This window comes from Terrabacter ginsenosidimutans (genome assembly GCF_039539425.1).
Lineage (GTDB): Bacteria > Actinomycetota > Actinomycetes > Actinomycetales > Dermatophilaceae > Terrabacter > Terrabacter ginsenosidimutans.
Map to the genome: position 1 here is coordinate 261,390 of NZ_BAABDC010000001.1, position 19,326 is coordinate 280,715.

A 19,326-nucleotide genomic window follows, 5' to 3' on the forward strand; every position below is an offset into this window, starting at 1 on the left:
TGGAACGGGGAACGAGAGAACGGCCCCGCGCAACCCAGGGGTTGGTCGCGCGAGGCCGTCCGGCTCAGTTGTATCAGGAACTCACGGAAGACGCAGCGTCTGACCCACGAAGATGAGATTCGGGTTCGTGACCCGGGCCCCGTTGGCCTTCCACAGGGCCTTCCAGCCGCCGGCCACGTGGTAGCGCGCGGCGAGCTTGCCGAGGGTGTCACCGTTGCGGACGGTGATCTTGGCGCCCTTGGCCGTGTTGGTCGTCGCCGGCTTGGTCGCGTAGGTCTTCTTCTTCGAGACCGTCTTCTTCTTGGCCACCGGCTTGGTCGCCGACGGCTTCTTGGCCGCGATGGCGGTGCGCGTCGTCGACCGCGAGACGGCCGTCGTCGTGGCCCCGCCGTTGGAGCGGGTCAGGCCGGCACGCTTGGAGCAGACGGGCCAGGCGCCGGGTCCCTGCGAGGCGAGCACGCGCTGCGCGATCGCGATCTGCTCGGCCTTGGAGGCGAGGTCGGCACGGGAGGCGTAGGCGCCGCCACCGAAGCCGCGCCACGTGCTCGAGCTGAACTGCAGGCCGCCGTAGTAGCCGTTGCCGGTGTTGATGTGCCAGTTGCCGCCCGACTCGCACGAGGCGACCGAGTCCCAGACGGAGGCGGCCTTGGCCGACCCTGCCGTGGTGATGCCACCGACGATGGTGGCGGCTCCAGCGATTCCGACTCCCGCAAGGCGCTGCTTGACCGAGGTCTTCCTGGCCACAGCATGCTTGGACATGTACTGCATGGGTGATTCCTTCCTGACGCGCGCCTGCGGGGTTAGCTGTCGGGTTGGGGCGTCAGGTGCCCTGTCGCAGATGCGACTTCACCCCCAGGCCAGATCTCGTCCTCTTTGACACGTGCTTCGACACACATGCACTCACTGGCCACACTGGGTCCCCCGTCCTCGCCCGGCCCACGGGTGTGGGCTACATCCCTGGCTGGCGAGGCTCGGCGCGCTCAGGGAACGGATTCAATGGGTGTCCATGTGAAGTTGTGGGAGCGTTCGTGTGGAGCCGGACGCGACGAAGCGACCCGGGAGCCAGTGCTACAGCTCCCGCTCCGACCCGAGGGTCGGGTGCCGCCGAGCACTGACGGTACGTGAGGTTTCAACCCCGCACAACCCAAGTCGAGACACTTCCGTGATCTTTTTCCCAGCCGATCTCGGGGGCGATGCGCTACCTCGCACAGGACGCGCACAGACCTCCTCGACGACACGCACAGTGGCCCAACCGGCACCGCGGACACGACACGTGGGGCCGGCCTGTCTGACGCAGGCGGGCCGGTCAGGCTCCGAACGGGTTGCCGGAGAAGGGGCTCCAGGTGAGGCTCGCGCCCTGCTGCAGCGCCACGAGAGCAGCTGCGACGCCAAGGACGACGAGGAGTCCCGCCACGACCTGTGACGCGACCCCCGCGGGCACCAGGCTGCGCGCGATCGAGCGCGACCCCCGCCGGAGGGAGGCGCCACCCGGCCCCCACCACAGCATGAGCAGGCCGAGGACCCCGCCGACCGCCAGGGTGATCGGCGTGCCGGGGCCGAGGTCGGTCCCCTGCGTGCCGGCCAGCAGGAGAGCCCCGGCGAAGATCCCGGCCAGCGCGACGGCCACCGGCAGCAGCAGCCCCACCGCGGTCGCGATGATGCCGACGACGAGGTGCCAGGGGCTGGAGACGACGGCGAACGGCACGTCGCTTCGCCGACGCCCGAAGTCGTAGCGCCTCATCACGAGGGCCGTGACGGAGCGGTCGGTGGCGCGAGCCAGCACGGAGAGGGCCGCCAAGACGACGATGGCGATGCCGGGCCACGCCATGAGGGCGCCGATCCAGGCGGCGCCGGCCGCGGCCAGCAGACCCGTGCGCATGGGGAGCCCGATGCGTGGGTCGCCCTCGCGCTGGGCGGGCTCCTCCTCGTGCCACTCCTCCTCGGGCCAGTAGCCGTCGGGAGCGGGCTGGTCGTCCCACTGGTCGTATGCCGCGGGGTCGGGCTCAGGCGCCCGTGGCCCCGTCGGGGGCGGCGCCCACCGCACGACCGGGTCGGGCACGGGATGCACCGCCGTCGGCATGACCGCGGGCAGGACGGCAGTGCCGCTGCCCTGGACGACCTGGGTGTCCCCGGGCACCGCACCCCGACCGTCGTCCCACGGGTTGCCACTCGGGGTCGGGACGGTCGCGGCGTGCCCTGCTGCGTAGAGCTCGAGAGCGGCGATCACCTCGTCGGCGTGCGGACGCAGTCTGGGGTCGGGTGAGAGCGACGCCCGAAGGAGCGGCACGAGGCGCGGGTCGACACCGTCGAGATCGACGTCGCCCGCGCGGACCCGGGTGAGGACGGCGTCCATGCGGGCCCGGCCGAACGGCGGGCGGCCCGACGCGGCATACGTGATCGTGGCGGCCCAGCCCCACCAGTCGGTGGCGTCCGTGATGGCCGCGCCCTCGACGAGCTCGGGCGAGAGGTAGCCCGGGGTGCCCATGACGAGACCTCCGACGGTGTGGCGCACGTCGTCCTGCAGGTGCGCGATGCCGAAGTCGATGAGCACCGGGTCGCCGTCCTCGAGGAGGACGTTGCCCGGCTTGATGTCGCGGTGCACGACCCCGCAGGCGTGGATGGAGCGGATCGCCTCGGCGATGCCGCGCGCGAGACGAAGGAGGTCGGCCGGAGCCAGCGGACCGTGGTCCTCGACGACCTCATCGAGCGCCGGACCGGGGACGTAGCGGGTCACGATGTAGGGCCTCGGCGCCATGACGTCGGCGTCGATGACGCTCGCGACGCGGGCGTCGCGGATGCGCGACAGGGTGTCGACCTCTCGTGCCAGCCGCTGACGGGCATCGGCGTCGTGCGCGACGTGGGCGCGCAGCACCTTGATCGCGACGGCGCGGCCGCGCGGGTCGAGCGCCAGGTGCACGACACCCATCCCGCCCTCGCCGATCTCCTCGATCAGACGGTAGGGGCCGATGCGCTGCTGACCGAGGTTGCCGGGGCCCCCCGGTCCCCCGGGCCGTGCGGCCACGGGGACGCCGCCGGTGCGCGCGCCGGGCCGCGGGGCAGGCACCCGCTCGGTCCGGTCGTACGCACTCATACCCCTACGGTATGCGACGGGCGGGCCGCGACCCCAACGTCACAGTCGCGCGCCGCGGAGTGTCCTGGTTCGTCCTGCTTGCCCGGGTGGTCAGCTGCTGATGTAGTCGCGGAGCTGGTCGCGCTCCGACTGCAGCTCGGAGAGCCGGTGCTTGACGATGTCGCCGATGCTGACGATGGCGGCGAGCTTGCCGTCCGCGTCGACGATCGGCACGTGACGCACCCGCTGCTCGGTCATCGTGCCGGCGAGGTCGGCGATGTTGTCGCCGACGGATCCGGTCGTGACCTCGTGCGTCATGATCTGCGAGACGGGGGCCTCGAGCACGCTCGGCCCCGAGCCGTGGAGGTGGACCACGACGTCACGCTCGCTCACGATCCCGTCGACGCTCGAGCCGTCGGTGCTGACGACCACGGCACCGATGCGGTGCTCGGTCAGCAGGTCGAGCAGGGTGGAGACGGTCTCGTCGGGCTTGACGGTGATGACCTCGCTGCCCTTGTAGCGCAGCACGTCGGAAACCTTCACGGCGACTCCTTCACCTCGGCGCGATGCCCTCTGCCGGCCTTCCTGCGCCGCCAGAGATGCCCTGACTCGACCCTAGAGCCGGACCGCACCGGGCGCCACCGTTCGCTCGTTAGAGTGAGACCGATCGCGCCTCGCCGCGCGCCCCGCCCTCGGGTCGGGTACGTCGTGGGCCGTGCCCCTCCCCTCGAGCACCAGGAGTTGATTGCGTGCCGACCCCTCGGCCGACCTACGACCTCGTCATCGCCGCGAACCGCCTGCCCGTCGACAAGGTCGTCGGCGACGACGGGGAGGTCGAGTGGCGGCGCAGCCCCGGCGGTCTCGTCACGGCCATGGAGTCGGTCATGCGCACCCAGCCCGGTGCCTGGGTGGGCTGGGCCGGTGACGCCGGCGAGGCGCCCGAGCCCTTCGACGAGGACGGCATCCACCTCCACCCGGTCCCGCTGTCGACCGACGAGGTGCGTGACTACTACGAGGGCTTCTCCAACGACACCCTCTGGCCGATCTACCACGACGTCATCGTGCCGGCGACCTTCCACCGCGAGTGGTGGTCGAGCTACCAGACCGTCAACCGGCGCTTCGCCGAGGCGGTGTCCGAGGTCGCCGCCGAGGGAGCCACTGTCTGGGTCCAGGACTACCAGCTGCAGCTCGTCCCGGCCCTGCTGCGCCGGCTGCGACCCGACGTGCGCATCGGGTGGTTCAACCACATCCCGTTCCCGCCGGTCGAGCTCTTCGCCCAGCTGCCCTGGCGAGCGCAGCTGCTCGACGGCCTGCTCGGCGCCGACTTCCTCGGCTTCCAGCGCCAGGCCGACGCGCGCAACTTCGTCCGCGCCTGCCGCCAGCTGCTCGGCGCCCAGACGAAGCGCGACCGCGTTACCGTCGAGGGCTCGCACCGTCAGGTCCGTGCCGCGGCGATCCCGATCTCGGTGGACTTCCACGGCCTCGAGGAGCTGGCGAAGCGGCCCGACGTCATGGCGCGGGCCCGCGAGATCCGCGAGAGCCTCGGTGACCCCAAGGTCCTCATGCTCGGCGTCGACCGCCTCGACTACACCAAGGGCATCCGGCACCGGCTCAAGGCCTACGAGGAGCTGCTCTCCGAGCGACGGATCGGGCCGCCGGAGGTCACGCTCGTGCAGGTGGCCACGCCCAGCCGTGAGCGCGTCGACGCCTACCGCATCCTGCGCGGCGAGATCGAGCAGACCGTCGGCCGCATCAACGGCGAGCTCGGCAAGATCGGCGCACCGGCCGTGCACTACCTGCACCACTCCTACCCGCGCGAGGAGATGGCGGCGCTCTTCCAGGCCGCGGACGTCATGCTCGTCACGCCGCTGCGCGACGGCATGAACCTCGTCGCCAAGGAGTACGTCACGTGCCGCCACGACCTCGGCGGGGCGCTCGTGCTCTCGGAGTTCACCGGCGCCTGGCACGAGCTGCACCAGGCCTTCGCCTGCAACCCGCACGACATCGAGGGGCTCAAGCAGACGATCCTGCGCGCCATCAACACGCCCGCCAAGGACAAGCAGCGCATCATGAAGGCGCTGCGTCGCCGGGTGTCGGACCACGACGTCCAGCGCTGGGCGGCCCGCTACCTCGCAGCCCTCGCCGCTGCCCCGGACCTGCCGCAGGCGGAGCCACGCAACCCGCCCACCCCGCACGCCGTGGAGACGCCCCTCATGCCCTCGCCGCACGAGTCGCGGGCGGCCTCGAGCGGGGCGCAGTCGTGAGCGCCGTGGCGCCCACGGGCGAGGCGCTCGAGCGTGCTGCCGCGGCCCCGACCCTGCTGGTGGCGACCGACTACGACGGCGTGCTGGCCCCCTTCGACGCCGACCCGATGAAGGCGGCGCCGCTCCCCGGCACCATCGACACGCTGCGCACGCTCGCCGGGCTGCCCGGCGTCCACGTGGCCGTCGTCTCCGGCCGTGACCTCACGACGCTGCGCACGCTGACCGGCCTCGGGGAGGACGAGCCGATCGTCCTCATCGGGAGCCACGGGGCCGAGTCGTCGAGCGAGGCCGTGCGCGAGGCCATGGAGGCCGCCGCCGTCACGCCCGACGACGAGGCGACCCTGGCCGAGCTGCGCTCCGACATCGAGGCCCTCGTCAAGGAGAACCACCCCGACGCCGGCATCGAGCTCAAGTCCGCCGCCGTCGTCGTCCATGTGCGCGGCCTGCCGCGCGAGGTCGGGGACGCGGCGATCGCCGATGCCCGCCGCGTCGCCCTCGACCATCCGGGCGTCAAGGTGCTCAAGGGCAAGTCGGTGCTCGAGCTGTCCGTCTCGCACGCCGACAAGGGATCTGCCGTCACGGCGCTCGGTCGCCACGTCGACGCCGTCGCGCGCGTCTACCTCGGCGACGACGTGACCGACGAGGACGCGTTCACCCGCATGCGCCGGCCCGACGACCTCACGGTCAAGGTCGGCACCGGCTCGACCGCAGCCCGCTACCGCGTCGACGACGAACCCGCCGCCGCCGCGTTGCTCACCCGGCTCCAGCAGCTCTGCTCCGCCGCCCGCGTCGCGAGCTGACGAGGGCGTCCGCGCCACCCGGCATACGCCATCGGGCGCCACGGCCCCCAAACCGACGCCCCCAACCCCGCCGGCCCCGCACCTCACGGCGCCACGGCCCCCAAACCGACGCCCCAACCCCGCGGGCCCGCACCTCCGGGCGCCACGGCCCCCAAACCGACGGACCAGCTGCGCCCGGGCTGAGTTGGCGCGCAACCAATCGCCTGATCCGGTATGCCGTCCCGTCGCCTTGGGCGCGGGCTCAGTGTCGCCGGACCGCGCCCGTCGAACCGCGCACCACGAGCTCGGGTCGGAAGACGTACTCCGCACGGGGAGAGGGCTGCCCGGCGATCTCGTCGAGCAGCGCGCGCACCGTCGCGGCACTCATGGCGTTGACGCTCTGGCGCACCGTGGTCAGTGGCGGGTCGGTGAACGCGATGAGCGTCGAGTCGTCGTAGCCGACCACGGAGAAGTCGCGCGGCACGTTGAGGCCACGCTTGCGCGCCTCGCGGATCGCGCCGAGCGCCATGAGGTCCGAGCCGCAGACGACGGCCGTGGCACCGCGGTCGAGCAGGCGACCGGCTGCCGTCGCTCCTCCCTCGACGGAGAAGAGCGACCGCTCGATGAGGTCGTCGACGTCCGAGCGGCCGGTCAGCTCCTGCATGGAGTGGCGGAAGCCCGCGATCTTGCGGATGACCGGCACGTAGCGGTCCGGCCCGACGGCGAGGCCGATCTCGCGGTGTCCCAGGCTGACGAGGTGCTCGAGCGCGAGCCCCATGGAGGCGACGTCGTCGTTGCTGATGAACGGCGCGTCGACGCCCTCGATGTAGCCGTTGACGAGGACGAGCGGCAGGTTGCGGTCGCGCAGCGCGACGTAGCGGGCGGGGTCGGTCGTCGTGTCGGCGTGCAGGCCGGAGATGAAGATGATGCCGGCCACACCCCGCTCGAGCAGCATCTGGACGTAGTCGTCCTCGTGCACTCCCCCGGCCACCTGGGTGCAGAGCACCGGCGTGTAGCCGTTCTGGGCGAGGGAGTTCTCGATGATCTGTGCGAAGGCCGGGAAGATCGGGTTGGTCAGCTCCGGCACGATCAGACCCACGAGCCCGGCGCTCTTGCGGCGCAAGCGACTCGGGCGGTCGTAGCCGAGGACGTCGAGAGCCGTCAGGACGGCCTGCCGGGTCGACTCGGCGACACCTGGCTTGCCGTTGAGCACCCGCGACACCGTGGCCTCGGACACGCTGGCCTGGTCCGCGATGTCGCGCAGTCGCGCCTTCATGTCAGCTCCCCCTGCGTCGCACGTGCCGTGGACCGTCGTCGGTGGGACGCCACGTCCAGATGCTGACGGCCGGCCCTGAGGCGCTCAGTGTGACAGCACGCTTGCCGACCTTGGGTGCCGGTCCGTAGAGCGGCGAACCGGACTCGATGCCGGCGAGGTGACGGGGGGCGAGGACGACCGGATCGTGGGCCGCGCGGGCGACGTGGACGAGGGCGACCTCGTCGAGCGTCTCGCGCAGGTAGACCATGGCGTCCCCCTCGGCGTGCACCCAGCGCAAGCCCCCACGACGGAGGGCGACCGAGCGCTGCCGCGCCTCGATGAGGCCTCGGTAGACGGCGAGCGTTTCCGCGTCCCAGTCGTTCTCGTCCCACGGCATCGGGCGGCGACCGTCCTCGCCGAACGTGCCCTCCATCCCGATCTCGTCGCCGTAGGTCATCATCGGCATCGACGGGAAGGTGAAGAGCAGGCCGGCGGCCACCTCGACGGAGTCCGGCCCGACGAGCGTGCGGATGCGCGGCACGTCGTGCGACCCGACGAGGTTGAAGGAGTGGACGAGCGACTGCCAGGCGATCCGCGACGTGAAGTCTCGCATCGTGTCGACGACCTCACCGGCGTCGAGCAGCGGCAGCGGCACCGGGGCCCCGAGGAAGCGCGGGTCCTTCGGCTCCTGGCGCAGCCACGTCCACGCCGGCTTGCAGAAGCCGGCGTAGTTCATGACCCCGTGCCAGCCGTCACCGGGCATGTCGGGGGTGTAGTCGTGGAAGTGCTCGCCGACGAGCAGGGCGTCCGGAGCGACCCGGCCCATGACGTCGCGCATCTGCCGCGCCACGTCGTGGTTGACGTCCGTGGCGCGCCAGCGACCGGTCATGTTGGCGACGTCGACCCGCCACCCGTCGAGCCCGCCCGACCGGCCCAGCCACTTGCGTACGACCCCCTGCGGGTCCTCGAAGATGCGGTGTCGCAGGGCGGCGTTGAGATGGTTGAGCTTCGGCAGGGACGGCACGCCCAGCCAGGCGACGTAGGTCCCGTCCTCCCAGATGTAGTAGTCCCGTTCAGGAGTGTTCTTCCCACCCGGGCCGGCAGCCTGGAGGAACCACTCGTGCGCGTCCCCGGTGTGGTTCGTCGTGAAGTCGCCCATCACCTTCAGGCCCCGCTCGTGTGCGGCCTTCGTGAGTCGGCGCAGCGCCGGAGCTCCACCCAGGAGCGAGTCGATCTGCTCGAACGAGGACGCGTCGTAGCGGTGGTTCGAGCGAGCGGGGAAGAACGGCGTCATGTAGACGACGTCGATGCCGAGCGACTCGAGGTGGTCGAGGTGCTCGGTGATCCCGTCCAGGTCACCGCCGTAGAGCTGGTGTCCGACGCCCTTGGGGCTGAGGTCGACGGGGTCGGACCAGTCGGCCGGGATCGCCCAGTCGGGGGTCTCGCGCCTGTCGGCGCCCTTCGAACGCGCGAAGCGGTCAGGAAAGATCTGGTAGACCACGGACCCCAGTGCCCACTCCGGCGGGGGGCTCGAATGCGCCACGAGACGGAAGTCGCTCGCATCAGGCACGTCTCGCGCGTGGACGCCGGTCCCGTTGAGCCACTGGTACTTCGTGGGGCCACCGGTCAGCAGGAAACGGTAGTTCGTGACCGGGTTGTGGCAGGTGAGGGTTGCGCGCCACCAGTCGTCGGCGGCCGTGGTGCGGACCTTGCGGGCGACGGTGAAGGTCGCCTCGCCGTCCGGAGCCGTGCGCACGTGGACGGCTTTCACCTCGGCGTCGAGCGGCACCCGGACGAGGACGTCGACGCGGTCGCCGAGGCGGGGCGACTGGTGGGAGACGTACCGCCCCGACCCGTCGTGGTGCGGCTGGCTCAGCCACGTCTGCTGGCGGGTCGGGACGGGCGTCACTTCACGGATCCCGTGGTGAGACCGCCGACCAGCTGACGCTGGAAGGCCAGGTAGAGCAGCATCACGGGGATGGAGCCGAGCAGGGCGCCGGCCGTGAACCGTCCGAAGAGGGTGTTGGCGTCGTTGCCGAGCGTCATGCCGTAGAGGCCGACCCCGAGCGTCTGGTTCTCGACGTCGGTGAGGAAGACGCTGGCCAGCATGAACTCGCCGTAGAGACCGACGAAGACGAGCATGAAGACCGTGACGAGGATCGGCATGACGAGCCGGAGCGTCATCGTGAAGAAGATCCGGGCGTGACTGGCGCCGTCGACGATCGCCGCCTCGTCGAGCTCACGCGGCACCGTGTCGAAGTAGCCCTTGAGCAGCCAGACGTTGGCCCCGAGCGCCCCGCCGAGGTAGGCGAGGATCAGGCCGGTGACGGTGTTGAGGCCGATGGACGGCAGCACGTCACCGATGCCCGCGAAGATGATGTACGTCGCGACGATGGCCAGCAGCGCCGGGAAGAACGTCGTCAGCAGCAGGAACATCATGCCGCCGCGACGGCCCTTGAACCGCAGTCGGGAGAAGGCGAACGCCGCACAGGCACCGATGAAGACCGCCCCGAGCGCCCCGGCGAAGGAGATGATCATCGAGTTCTTGTACCAGGTCCAGAACGGGCGCGAGCTGTCGTTGAACAGGTCGGTGAAGTTCTTCGTGGAGAAGCCCGACGGCCACAGGCTCGCCGTGTTGAGGGTGCCGCTCGGGTTGGTCGCGGCCGAGTAGATGAACAGGATCGGGAAGAGCGCCCACATCAGCGCGAGGATGCCCAGGGCATGCCGCCACCACACGGAGCCGCCTGCGCCCTTGCGCTTCGGCGACACCGGCGTCGGCGTCGGTTCTGTGGTCTCGTGCTGGACACGTGCGTCCATCCGCGGGTCGGCGGGGACGGGAGCGTTGAGGGTCGACATCAGTTGATCTCCTCGAGGGCCTTGGTGCGACGGAAGCCCGGGATGCTCATCAGCGCCACGAGCAGGAAGATGATGACGGACACCGCTGCCGCGAAGCCGTAGTTGGGCGCGCTGCCCGAGAAGGCCAGGCGGAACGCATACGTGATGAGCAGGTCGCTCGAGCCGATGCTCGTGTCCGCGCCGTTGAACGGGCCACCCTTGGTGAGCAGGTAGATGAGCCCGAAGTTGTTGAAGTTGAAGGCGAACGACGCCAGCAGCAATGGACCGACCGCCACGAGCAGCAGCGGCATGATGATCGAGCGCAGCGTCCGGAAGGCGTTGGCGCCGTCGATGGTCGCCGCCTCACGCACGTCCTGCGGAATCGACTGAAGCGCACCGGTGCAGACGATGAACATGTACGGGAAGCCGAGCCACAGGTTCGTGATGAGGATCGCGGCCTTGGCCCCGGCGGGGGTGCCGAGCCAGTCGACACTCAGGTTCAGCGTCTGGTTGATGATGCCGTAGTCCTGGTTGAACATGCCCTTCCAGACCAGCGCCGTCACGAACCCGGGCAGCGCGTACGGCAGGATCAGCAGGGACCGGTAGATCGCCTTGCCGCGCAGTCTCGGGTCGTTGAAGAGCAGGGCGATGAGCATGCCCAGCAGGAAGGTCGAGAGCACCGAGGCGATCGCGAAGACGACGTTCCAGACGAAGATGCCGAGGAAGCCGCTGCGGATCGTCGGGTCGGTGAAGATGCGCGTGTAGTTCGCGAGCCCGACGCTCTCCTTCCACCCCTGGGGGTAGGACTGAGTCGCGTCGGCGACGTTGACCCAGCGGGCGTCCTTCGGTGCGTACACCGACGGCGGGGTCGTGGACGTGTCGGTGAGCTTGTCCGCCTTGGCGTCGTAGCTGACCGTCGCCTTGCCCTCGAAGGCCTCGGAGAGACCGACCGGTTTGATACCGCCGCCGTCGCTGGTCGGCACGGCAATGGCGGACAGGTCCTTGCTCCGGGCGTTGGCCTGCTTGGCATTGAGGACCGTGTAACCGGGGGCCTTGGTGATCTTGCCGATCGGCGTCTTCTCGACCCCAGCCGCGGGCAGGGACTGCAGGCCCTTCTTGTCACCGACGTACACCGAGCCGTCGGGCTTGGTCAGCAGCAGGACGAGGTCCGCGGTGACAGGGTCGCCGCCCTCGGCCGTCGCGACCGACATCTTGTAGCGCGGGGTGTCGGGGACCTCGCGCACCGACTGCGCGATGATGTCCGAGACCGACTCCTCCTTGCTGTAGAGGTGGCCGTCGCCGTAGTTGGTCGTCGACAGGCTGGCGGTGTAGAGCACCGGCCACAGCTGGAAGAGGGTCATGAAGAGCAGACCCGGAACGAGGTACTTGAGGGGCACGGAGCGTCGCGTCGCGTAGACGGCGAGGATCCCCATCCCCACGAGTCCTGCGATGACGACCGCCATCGTGTTGCCTGCCTGGGCGAGCTTGGTGGCGATCCACAGGATGCCGGCCATCGTCGCGACGATGAGAACCCACTTGATCGCGAGCGCGAGGGGCTTGGTCATGTGACACGTCCTTTTGCGCCGGACCGGCGCCGTTGCCGTTGGTGCACGAAGGGGAGCCCCGTGGGAGCTCCCCCTGTTGGCCCGTCCGCGGGGCCGGGGCTCCGGGGTCCGCCACTACGGCGGACCCCGGAACCCCTCTCAGACCGAGGGAGCTCAGCCCTTGGCGATGTTGGCCGCGATCTCCTTGGCAGCAGCGTCCAGACGCTCCTTGGCACCGGCCTTGCCCGAGATGATGTCGGCGGTCGCCTGGCCGAACGGGCCCCAGACCGAGTTCATCGCCGGGATGTTCGGCATCGGCTTGCCGTCGACGCCTGCCTCGTACCAGGCCTTGACGTCGGGGTCACTGGCGGACACCTCGTCGTAGGCCTCCTTGAGGGCCGGCGGACGCTTGCCGACCTCGAAGAGGGCCAGCTGGACGTCCTTGCGGGGGATGTAGTTCGTGACGAACTCCTGCGCGAGGGCAGCGTTCTTGGCCTTGCTCGAGACGTAGAACATCTGCACACCGAGGAACGGCTGCATGGCGCCACCACCGGTGAGGCTGGGCAGCGGGGCGATGCCGTAGTTGATGCCGGCGTCCTTGGCCTTGGCGACGCTCCACGGACCGGAGATCATGAACGGCGCGGCCTTCGTGTCGAAGAGCGCGTCCTGGTTCGTGTCGTCGACGTTGGTCGAGAGGACCTTCTTCTTGCCGAGGTCGGCGAGGACTTCGCCACCCTTGACGGAGCCCGCGCTGTTGACGATCAGCTTGTTGGGGTCGTAGTCGCCGTTGGGCTTCGTGCCGAAGATGCCGCCCTCGGGGAAGGCCGAGAGGTACGGGTAGGCGAAGTACGCGTTGCCGACCTTGGAGACGAACTGCGACAGGACCTGCTTGGCCTTGCCCTCCTTGACGAGCTTCTCGCCGGTGGCGACGAGCTCGTCCATGGTCTTGGGCGGGTTCGGGACGAGGTCCTTGTTGTACATGAGGCCGATGTTCTCGACGGCATACGGGACGCCGTAGGACTGGCCGTTGAACTTCGTGGCGGCGATCGCCGTCGGGAGGAACTTGGACGCGACGTCCGCGCTCAGGTTGACCGGGGCGACCGTCGAGTTCTGGACGAGCTCGCCGAGCCAGTCGTGGGCTCCGACGATGACGTCCGGACCCTTGCCGACCTTCGTCGCATCCTTGAACTGGGTGCGGGTGTCGGTCGCGATCTGGACCTTGACCGAGACGCCGTTCTCGGCGGCGAACTGGTCGGCGTACTTCTGCACGGCCTTGGAACGGTCGGCGTCGGTCCAGATGACGAGGTCGACGTTGGCGTCACGGACGGGAGCAGCGGTGCCGCTCGGCGTCTCGGGGGTGCCGGTCGTCGTGGCCTTGCTCGTGCCGGCGGCGCCGGTGTTGGACGGGGTGGTGGGGCTGGACCCACCGCAGGCGCTGAGGGCCAGGGCGGCAACACCCGTGACAGCAGCAGCGCCGAGGGCACGCTTGTGCATGGATTCTCCTTTGAAGCCAGGTGGCACACGCCGCCACCGGTGCCCCGGAATCTAGCAAGAAGTTGCAGACAGAGGCCACTTGCTTGCAGCAACTTTTTGCAACGTTCTGGACACGACCTCGCGGACCGGGGTCGGCGCGGGGCCGGCTCGGGCTCGGAACCGGGGCACCCCAGCACCCGGCCGGGCACGGTTCAGACATGGTCCCGGCGTGGTCCGGGGGTGGTCAACCCGCTGCGCATGGGACATGATGACGATGCCTGCTCAGCCGGGCAGGCACCTTTACAACGGATCGTCCGGCACGTTCCTGCCGGTGAAGGAAGGCAAAGAAGCCATGGCAACAGTGACGTTCGACAACGCGACGAGGCAGTACCCGGGAAACCCGGTCCCCTCCGTCGACAAGCTCAACATCGAGATCGCGGACGGGGAGTTCCTCGTCCTCGTCGGTCCCTCCGGATGTGGCAAGTCCACCTCCCTGCGCATGCTCGCCGGCCTCGAGGAGGTCAACGGCGGTCGGATCCTCATCGGTGACCGCGACGTGACGAACCTGTCCCCCAAGGACCGCGACGTCGCGATGGTGTTCCAGAACTACGCGCTCTACCCGCACATGACGGTCGCCGACAACATGGGCTTCGCGCTCAAGATCGCCGGCGTCGACAAGGGCGAGATCCGCAAGCGCGTCGAGGAGGCCGCCAAGATCCTCGACCTGACGCCCTACCTCGACCGCAAGCCGAAGGCCCTCTCCGGTGGCCAGCGCCAGCGCGTTGCCATGGGTCGCGCGATCGTGCGCTCACCCCAGGTCTTCCTCATGGACGAGCCGCTGTCCAACCTCGACGCGAAGCTCCGCGTGCAGACCCGCACGCAGATCGCCTCGCTCCAGCGCCGCCTCGGCGTCACGACGGTCTACGTCACGCACGACCAGGTCGAGGCCATGACGATGGGTGACCGCGTCGCGGTGCTGAAGGACGGCATCCTCCAGCAGTGCGACAGCCCGCGCCGCATGTACGACCACCCGGCCAACGTCTTCGTCGCCGGCTTCATCGGCTCCCCCGCCATGAACCTCATGAGCGTCCCCGTCACCGAGGGCGGCGTCGACCTGCACGGCCACACCGTGCCGATCGCGCGTGAGGACCTCTCCGGTGTCGGCAAGGACGTGACGCTGGGTGTCCGCCCCGAGGACCTCGAGCTGTCGTCGGACGCCTCGGGCATCCCCGTCACGGTCGACGTCGTCGAGGAGCTCGGCGCCGACGCCTACATCTACGGCTCGACCGAGCAGAAGCTGCTCGAGGCCACCGGCGAGAACGCCGGCGCCGTGCCGTTCATCGCACGCGTCGACGGTCGGCGCCCCCCGGAGAAGGGCGAGAAGATCTACCTCAAGCCCAAGACCGGTCACGTGCACGTCTTCAACTCGGAGTCGGGGCTGCGCGTCGGCGACTGACTCGAAGCGCCTCTGGCGCAACCAGATTGCGTATGCCGCTGGGCCGGCACCTCTCGGAGGTGCCGGCCCGGCCGCGTTGCGGCACAAGGCTGGACAAAACGCGGCGCACGGGACCGCGCAGCCCTAGGCTCCGCGTGTGACCACCTCGAGGATCGGCCGCAGCTGGCACACCCTGACGCTCGTGGTGGCCGTTGCCGCGCTCGTGCTGCAGCTGGCACTCATCCTCGGCGGCGACAACATCCTCGACTCGACCGCGGCCGCGAGCCGGCTCGAGCAGACCCGCCGCTACTTCTCCTACTTCACGATCCAGTCCAACTTCCTCGTCGCCGTGTCGATGTGGCTCATCGTCCGTGATCGCACCGAGAGCCAGCTGTTCCGGGTCGTCCGGCTCGCGTCGCTCGTCGGGATCACGGTCACCGGGATCGTCGCGGCCGTCGCGCTGCCGCCGTCGCCGAACTACACGACCGGCAGCCTGGTCTGCGACCGGCTGCTCCACGTCGTGGTCCCGGCGCTGGCCTTCATCGGCTGGGTGGCGTTCGGACCGCGTGCCAAGGTCACGCGCGAGGACCTGCTGCCCTCGCTGGTCTGGCCGGTGCTCTGGCTGGCCGCCACGCTCGCGCTCGGCCCGTTCGTCGACTGGTACCCCTACCCCTTCATCGACGTCGACCGGATCGGGCTCGGCCGCACGCTCGTCAACTGCGCCGCCATTGCCGTCCTTTTCCTGGCCCTCGGGGCCCTTGCGCTGTGGGCTGATCGACGCCTGTCGCGCGACCGTGCCACGATGAGCGCGTGACGCTCGAGATCACCACCGCCAGGCCTGAGTCCGCCCTGCTCGACCTGCCGTGGTCGACACCATTGGAGGAGTGGCCCGAGAGCTACCTCGCTGCGTTCCCCCGCGGCATCTCGCGTCACGTCGTGCGCTTCGTCAAGCTCGGTCCCCGCGTGCTCGCCGTCAAGGAGATCAAGGACGACATCGCCGACCGCGAGTACGCCATGCTGCGCAACCTGCGACGCCTCGACGTGCCGAGCGTCGAGCCGTTCGGCGTCGTGCACGGGCGCACCACCGCTGACGGTGAGCCGCTCGATGCGTGCCTCATCACGCGTCACCTGCAGTTCTCGCTGCCCTACCGCGCGCTCTACAGCCAGAACCTGCGCCCCGACACGGCCGTGCGCCTCATGGACGCGCTCGCGGTCCTGCTCGTGCGCCTGCACCTCGAGGGCTTCTGGTGGGGCGACGTCTCGCTGTCCAACACGCTCTTCCGCCGCGACGCCGGCGCCTTCGCCGCCTACCTCGTCGACGCCGAGACCGGCGAGCTGCACGCACGACTGTCCGACGGCCAGCGCGAGCACGACCTCGACATCGCGCGGGTCAACATCGCCGGCGAGCTGATGGACCTCGCCGCCGGTGGCTTCCTCGAGGAGCACGCCGAACCCTTCGAGGTGTCCGCGTCGGTCATCGAGCGCTACCACACGCTGTGGGACGCCCTGACGGGCACCGAGCGGTTCGAGGTCGGTGACCGCTGGCGCGTCGACGAGCGCATCCGGCGTCTCAACGAGCTGGGCTTCGACGTCGACGAGCTGTCGATGACGACCGACATCGGTGGCACCGAGATCGTCATCACGCCCAAGGTCGTCGACGCCGGGCACCACTCGCGCCGCCTGCTGCGCCTCACCGGCCTCGACGTCGGTGAGAACCAGGCCCGCCGCCTGCTCAACGACCTCGACGCCTACACCGCCGCGACCGACCGCCAGGGTGACGACGAGGAGATCGTCGCGCACGACTGGCTGGCCAAGGTCTACGAGCCGACCACGCGCGCCGTGCCGCGCGAGCTCACCGGGCGCCTCGAGCCCGCCGAGATCTTCCACGAGGTGCTCGAGCACCGGTGGTACATGAGCGAGCGTGCCGGCCACGACACGCCCCTCGAGGATGCGCTGCGCGACTACGTCGCGACGGTCCTGCCGGCCAAGCCCGAGGAGAAGGCCGTGCTCGGAGTCGACACCGAGGAGATGCCGGTCATCAGCCGGTTCGACTGAGCCGACTCCGCGGCGTGTGCCGTCAGTCCTCCTCCGCGCCCACGGTCAGCTCGTCGACGAACTCATCGGCACGCTCCGCGGCAGGGGTGGAGAGGATCTGCCCGAAGAGGACGACGATCCACAGCAGGAACGTCACGACGTGGACAGCCGTGCACCACAGGCAGATGGAGTGGATCCGGTAGAGCTCGGCCCACACGAGGTAGAGCACCATGCCGAGCCCGATCGTGAGCCACCCCAGACGCGCCAGGTCGAGCCACGCCTCGGGCCGGCGCCACACCCGCGGCAGGCAGAGCGCGAGCGTCACGACGAAGAAGACGAGACCGAGCAGTGCGACGGGCACCCCCATGAAGGTGCTCCAGGCGCTCGTCGTGACCTTGGCGCAGTCGACGACACCGCCGATGCTGCAGGCGAGGGTGGCGTTGGCGGTGAAGTGCTCGAAGGTCAGATAGGCCGAGACGAGCAGCCCGACGACGGAGAGCACGACGGACACGGGTGCGAGCCAGGCCGGCCGCCCTCTCCCGGCAGGCGGCGTCGCGGTCCCGCCCGTGGTCACGTCGTCACGCAGCGAGCTCACGCGACGTCACCGCTTGAGCAGGACGGAGGCGGACTGCACGCCCTGGCTCGTGCAGACGTTGGCCGGCTGGCCCTTGGTCTGCGAACAGATCTGCGCGGTGATCACGTTGATGGCCGGGGTGACCGTCTTGCCGATGTCGGAGGTCGGGTCCTGGATGCCGGCGATGATCTGGTCGTAGGTCTTGCCCTCGAAGGCGTTGGCGTCGACCGTCGCTCCGTCGGTGGCGTGCGTGCCGCCGTAGGTGATCCACGGGATGCCGCCGCCGGGGTTGAACTTCTGGAACAGCGCGAGGTTCTCACCGTCGAGGGTCTGCAGCGGCTTGCCATCCCGGTCCTGGGTCTCGACGGCCTGGAAGGCCACCGTGTCGCTGGTGAACTTCGCGTCCTTGAACGAGAAGGTCGGGGTGTCCGGGTGGACGTCGGTGCTCGAGCTCGTCGTCTCGGTGACACCGGTGAAGGTGCCGAAACGCGAGAGCGCACCGATGAGCGCCCAGCGCTCCATGGCACAGAACGGGCAGTACTCGGCGCCGATGTAGAGCACCTTCGGCTTGCCGTCCTGGGTCAGCGCGGTGCCACCCTGCAGCTTGGCCGGGGCCTGCGACGGAGACGGGGCGGGCGCCTTGTCGAAGAGCGTGGCCGGGAGCTTCTCGAGGGTGGCGAGCGCCGCCGCGCCTCCCCCGCTGCCTGCCGTGCTCCCAGCCGCGGGGGCGTCCTTGGGCCGGTTGGAGATGACGACGCCCAGCACCACGGCGATGACCACGACGACGACGGCCACGGACGCCGCGATGACCTGCGTGCGCTGCCGGTCCTTGCGGGCGGCCTCGGCGCGCAGCTGCGCGGCTCGGGCGGCCGTCTCGGCACGGGTGCTCTTCGCCACGATTCGTCCTTCGGTCCGGCTGCTCGGGCGCAGCGCTCAGTGTGACGCCCCACTGGTTACTACAGGGCGTAGTCGATCCGACAGCACTCTAATCGAGCACCATCTGACCAGCGTGGGAGGGCCGCTCGAAGTTCCCCGGCTCACAGGCGGGCCCGTCCTCACCGGCGGGCGGACGGCACACGTCCGGCCAGGTCCGTCAGCGGCGGCGCTGGCGGGCGATCTCGTAGAGCGTGACGCCGGTGGCGAGGCCGGCGTTGAGCGACTCGACGGCCGAGCTCATCGGGATGGAGACGATCTGGTCGCACGTCTCGCGCACCAGGCGCGAGAGGCCCTTGCCCTCGGACCCGGTGACGATGACGAGCGGCTCGGTCGCGAGCGTGAGGTCGGGCAGCTCGACGTCGCCGTCCATGTCGAGACCGAGGATGAAGAAGCCGGCCTTCTTGAACTCCTCGAGGGCTCGCGTGAGGTTGCTGGCGCGGGCCACCGGTATGCGGGCGGCCGCGCCGGCCGACGTCTTCCACGCCGACGCCGTCATGCCGACCGAGCGACGCTCGGGGACGACGACGCCGTGACCGCCGAAGGCTGCCACCGAACGCACGATCGCACCGAGGTTGCGGGGGTCGGTGATGCCGTCGAGCGCGACGACGAGCGGGATGCCGGGCATCTCGGGGTCGATGAGGTCGTTCGGGTGGGCGTACTCGTAGGGCGGCACCTGCAGTGCCATGCCCTGGTGCACGCCGCCGTCGGTGAGCCGGTCGAGCTCGCCGCGCGGCGTCTCGAGGATGGGGAGCCCGCGCTCGGTGGCGAGCTTCAGGGCCTCGCGCACCCGGTCGTCGGTGTCGATGCGGGTCGCGATGTACATCGTCGCCACCGGCACGTCGGCACGCAGGGCCTCGACGACGGAGTTGCGGCCGTAGACCATCTCGCTCGAGGCCTTGCTCCGCGACTTGCTCCGCGACTGGCCGCGGCCGGCGGCACCGGACGAGCCGCCGGCACGCTTCGCCGACGACGTGGCCCGCTTGTGCGCGGGGTGGTACTCGCGGTCGGCGGCCTTGGGGGTCGGCCCCCGGCCCTCGAGCCCGCGGCGACGCTGGCCGCCCGAGCCGACGGTCGCGCCCTTGCTGTTCTTGCGGATGGCGCCGCGCCTCTGGGAGTTGCCTGGCATG

At 70.0% G+C, this 19,326-nt stretch carries 16 protein-coding genes and 1 riboswitch; of the genes, 5 read left to right on the forward strand and 11 right to left on the reverse strand.

The features are described 5' to 3' along the window. Positions 1–81: 81 nt before the first annotated feature. From ABD831_RS01330 to ABD831_RS01340, 3 genes are all read right to left on the reverse strand, one after another. The gene (locus tag ABD831_RS01330) at positions 82–768 is read right to left on the reverse strand and encodes a transglycosylase family protein (protein ID WP_344940426.1); all 687 of its coding nucleotides are present in this window, start codon (positions 766–768) and stop codon (positions 82–84) included. A gap of 4 nt (positions 769–772) precedes the next feature. Beyond that, a riboswitch (cyclic di-AMP (ydaO/yuaA leader) is annotated at positions 773–961 on the reverse strand. Positions 962–1,306: 345 nt separating this feature from the next. Continuing rightward, positions 1,307–3,091: a serine/threonine-protein kinase gene (locus ABD831_RS01335; protein ID WP_344940428.1), complete on the reverse strand. Its 1,785-nt coding sequence runs from the start codon at positions 3,089–3,091 to the stop codon at positions 1,307–1,309. Positions 3,092–3,181: 90 nt separating this feature from the next. Continuing rightward, the gene (locus tag ABD831_RS01340) at positions 3,182–3,613 is read right to left on the reverse strand and encodes a CBS domain-containing protein (protein ID WP_185744598.1); all 432 of its coding nucleotides are present in this window, start codon (positions 3,611–3,613) and stop codon (positions 3,182–3,184) included. A 206-nt stretch (positions 3,614–3,819) separates the two neighbouring features. On the opposite strand from ABD831_RS01340, the gene ABD831_RS01345 reads away from it, so the two are divergent. Then, positions 3,820–5,334 carry an alpha,alpha-trehalose-phosphate synthase (UDP-forming) gene (locus ABD831_RS01345; RefSeq protein WP_344940432.1) on the forward strand — a complete coding sequence of 505 codons (1,515 nt, stop codon included), beginning with the start codon at positions 3,820–3,822 and terminating at the stop codon, positions 5,332–5,334. After that, a complete protein-coding gene (gene otsB, locus ABD831_RS01350) occupies positions 5,331–6,134 on the forward strand; it encodes a trehalose-phosphatase (protein ID WP_344940435.1) in 804 nt (267 codons plus the stop codon). Before ABD831_RS01345 ends, otsB begins: the two co-directional genes overlap by 4 nt. A 241-nt stretch (positions 6,135–6,375) precedes the next feature. Here otsB and ABD831_RS01355 read toward each other — a convergent pair whose 3' ends face one another. From ABD831_RS01355 to ABD831_RS01375, 5 genes are all read right to left on the reverse strand, one after another. Then, on the reverse strand, positions 6,376–7,389 hold the full coding sequence (locus ABD831_RS01355; protein WP_142176784.1) for a substrate-binding domain-containing protein: 1,014 nt from the start codon (positions 7,387–7,389) through the stop codon (positions 6,376–6,378). Between the two features lies 1 nt (position 7,390). Further along, the gene (locus ABD831_RS01360) at positions 7,391–9,277 is read right to left on the reverse strand and encodes a glycoside hydrolase family 13 protein (RefSeq protein WP_344940440.1); all 1,887 of its coding nucleotides are present in this window, start codon (positions 9,275–9,277) and stop codon (positions 7,391–7,393) included. Next, the gene (locus ABD831_RS01365) at positions 9,274–10,224 is read right to left on the reverse strand and encodes a sugar ABC transporter permease (RefSeq protein ID WP_344940443.1); all 951 of its coding nucleotides are present in this window, start codon (positions 10,222–10,224) and stop codon (positions 9,274–9,276) included. Before ABD831_RS01365 ends, ABD831_RS01360 begins: the two co-directional genes overlap by 4 nt. Beyond that, complete coding sequence (locus ABD831_RS01370) at positions 10,224–11,768, reverse strand: ABC transporter permease subunit (RefSeq protein ID WP_344940446.1); 1,545 nt, start codon at positions 11,766–11,768, stop codon at positions 10,224–10,226. The genes ABD831_RS01365 and ABD831_RS01370 overlap by 1 nt, the downstream gene beginning before the upstream one ends. 153 nt (positions 11,769–11,921) lie before the next feature. Then, positions 11,922–13,241, reverse strand: a complete 1,320-nt coding sequence (locus ABD831_RS01375) for a sugar ABC transporter substrate-binding protein (protein ID WP_344940448.1) — start codon at positions 13,239–13,241, stop codon at positions 11,922–11,924. 331 nt (positions 13,242–13,572) lie between these two features. Here ABD831_RS01375 and ABD831_RS01380 point away from each other — a divergent pair, with 331 nt between their 5' ends. The 3 genes from ABD831_RS01380 to ABD831_RS01390 all read left to right on the forward strand — a co-directional run bounded on the left by ABD831_RS01380 (position 13,573) and on the right by ABD831_RS01390 (position 16,710). Continuing rightward, a complete protein-coding gene (locus ABD831_RS01380; RefSeq protein WP_142176779.1) occupies positions 13,573–14,676 on the forward strand; it encodes a sn-glycerol-3-phosphate ABC transporter ATP-binding protein UgpC in 1,104 nt (367 codons plus the stop codon). Positions 14,677–14,812: 136 nt separating this feature from the next. Beyond that, entirely contained in the window at positions 14,813–15,469 is a 657-nt protein-coding gene (locus tag ABD831_RS01385) for a Pr6Pr family membrane protein (RefSeq protein ID WP_344940451.1), read from the forward strand. Beyond that, on the forward strand, positions 15,466–16,710 hold the full coding sequence (locus ABD831_RS01390; protein ID WP_344940454.1) for a DUF4032 domain-containing protein: 1,245 nt from the start codon (positions 15,466–15,468) through the stop codon (positions 16,708–16,710). Before ABD831_RS01385 ends, ABD831_RS01390 begins: the two co-directional genes overlap by 4 nt. Before the next feature lie 22 nt (positions 16,711–16,732). Here the strand turns inward: ABD831_RS01390 and ABD831_RS01395 are convergent, their stop codons facing one another. From ABD831_RS01395 to rlmB, 3 genes are all read right to left on the reverse strand, one after another. Further along, positions 16,733–17,284, reverse strand: coding sequence for a vitamin K epoxide reductase family protein (locus ABD831_RS01395; RefSeq protein ID WP_344940457.1), 552 nt, complete (start codon positions 17,282–17,284; stop codon positions 16,733–16,735). A gap of 6 nt (positions 17,285–17,290) precedes the next feature. Then, a complete protein-coding gene (locus ABD831_RS01400) occupies positions 17,291–18,160 on the reverse strand; it encodes a DUF929 family protein (protein WP_344940460.1) in 870 nt (289 codons plus the stop codon). 196 nt (positions 18,161–18,356) lie between these two features. Beyond that, positions 18,357–19,325, reverse strand: a complete 969-nt coding sequence (rlmB, locus tag ABD831_RS01405; RefSeq protein ID WP_344940463.1) for a 23S rRNA (guanosine(2251)-2'-O)-methyltransferase RlmB — start codon at positions 19,323–19,325, stop codon at positions 18,357–18,359. Position 19,326 lies beyond the last annotated feature (1 nt).

What these genes read in the sequence shown, in the direction of transcription:
- ABD831_RS01375 (WP_344940448.1), bottom strand. Translation starts at nt 13,241, where the DNA reads ATGCACAAGCGTGCCCTCGGCGCTGCTGCTGTCACGGGTGTTGCCGCC.
- ABD831_RS01355 (WP_142176784.1), bottom strand. Translation starts at nt 7,389, where the DNA reads ATGAAGGCGCGACTGCGCGACATCGCGGACCAGGCCAGCGTGTCCGAG.
- ABD831_RS01365 (WP_344940443.1), bottom strand. Translation starts at nt 10,224, where the DNA reads ATGTCGACCCTCAACGCTCCCGTCCCCGCCGACCCGCGGATGGACGCA.
- rlmB (WP_344940463.1), bottom strand. Translation starts at nt 19,325, where the DNA reads ATGCCAGGCAACTCCCAGAGGCGCGGCGCCATCCGCAAGAACAGCAAG.
- ABD831_RS01370 (WP_344940446.1), bottom strand. Translation starts at nt 11,768, where the DNA reads ATGACCAAGCCCCTCGCGCTCGCGATCAAGTGGGTTCTCATCGTCGCG.
- ABD831_RS01335 (WP_344940428.1), bottom strand. Translation starts at nt 3,091, where the DNA reads ATGAGTGCGTACGACCGGACCGAGCGGGTGCCTGCCCCGCGGCCCGGC.
- ABD831_RS01330 (WP_344940426.1), bottom strand. Translation starts at nt 768, where the DNA reads ATGCAGTACATGTCCAAGCATGCTGTGGCCAGGAAGACCTCGGTCAAG.
- ABD831_RS01380 (WP_142176779.1), top strand. Translation starts at nt 13,573, where the DNA reads ATGGCAACAGTGACGTTCGACAACGCGACGAGGCAGTACCCGGGAAAC.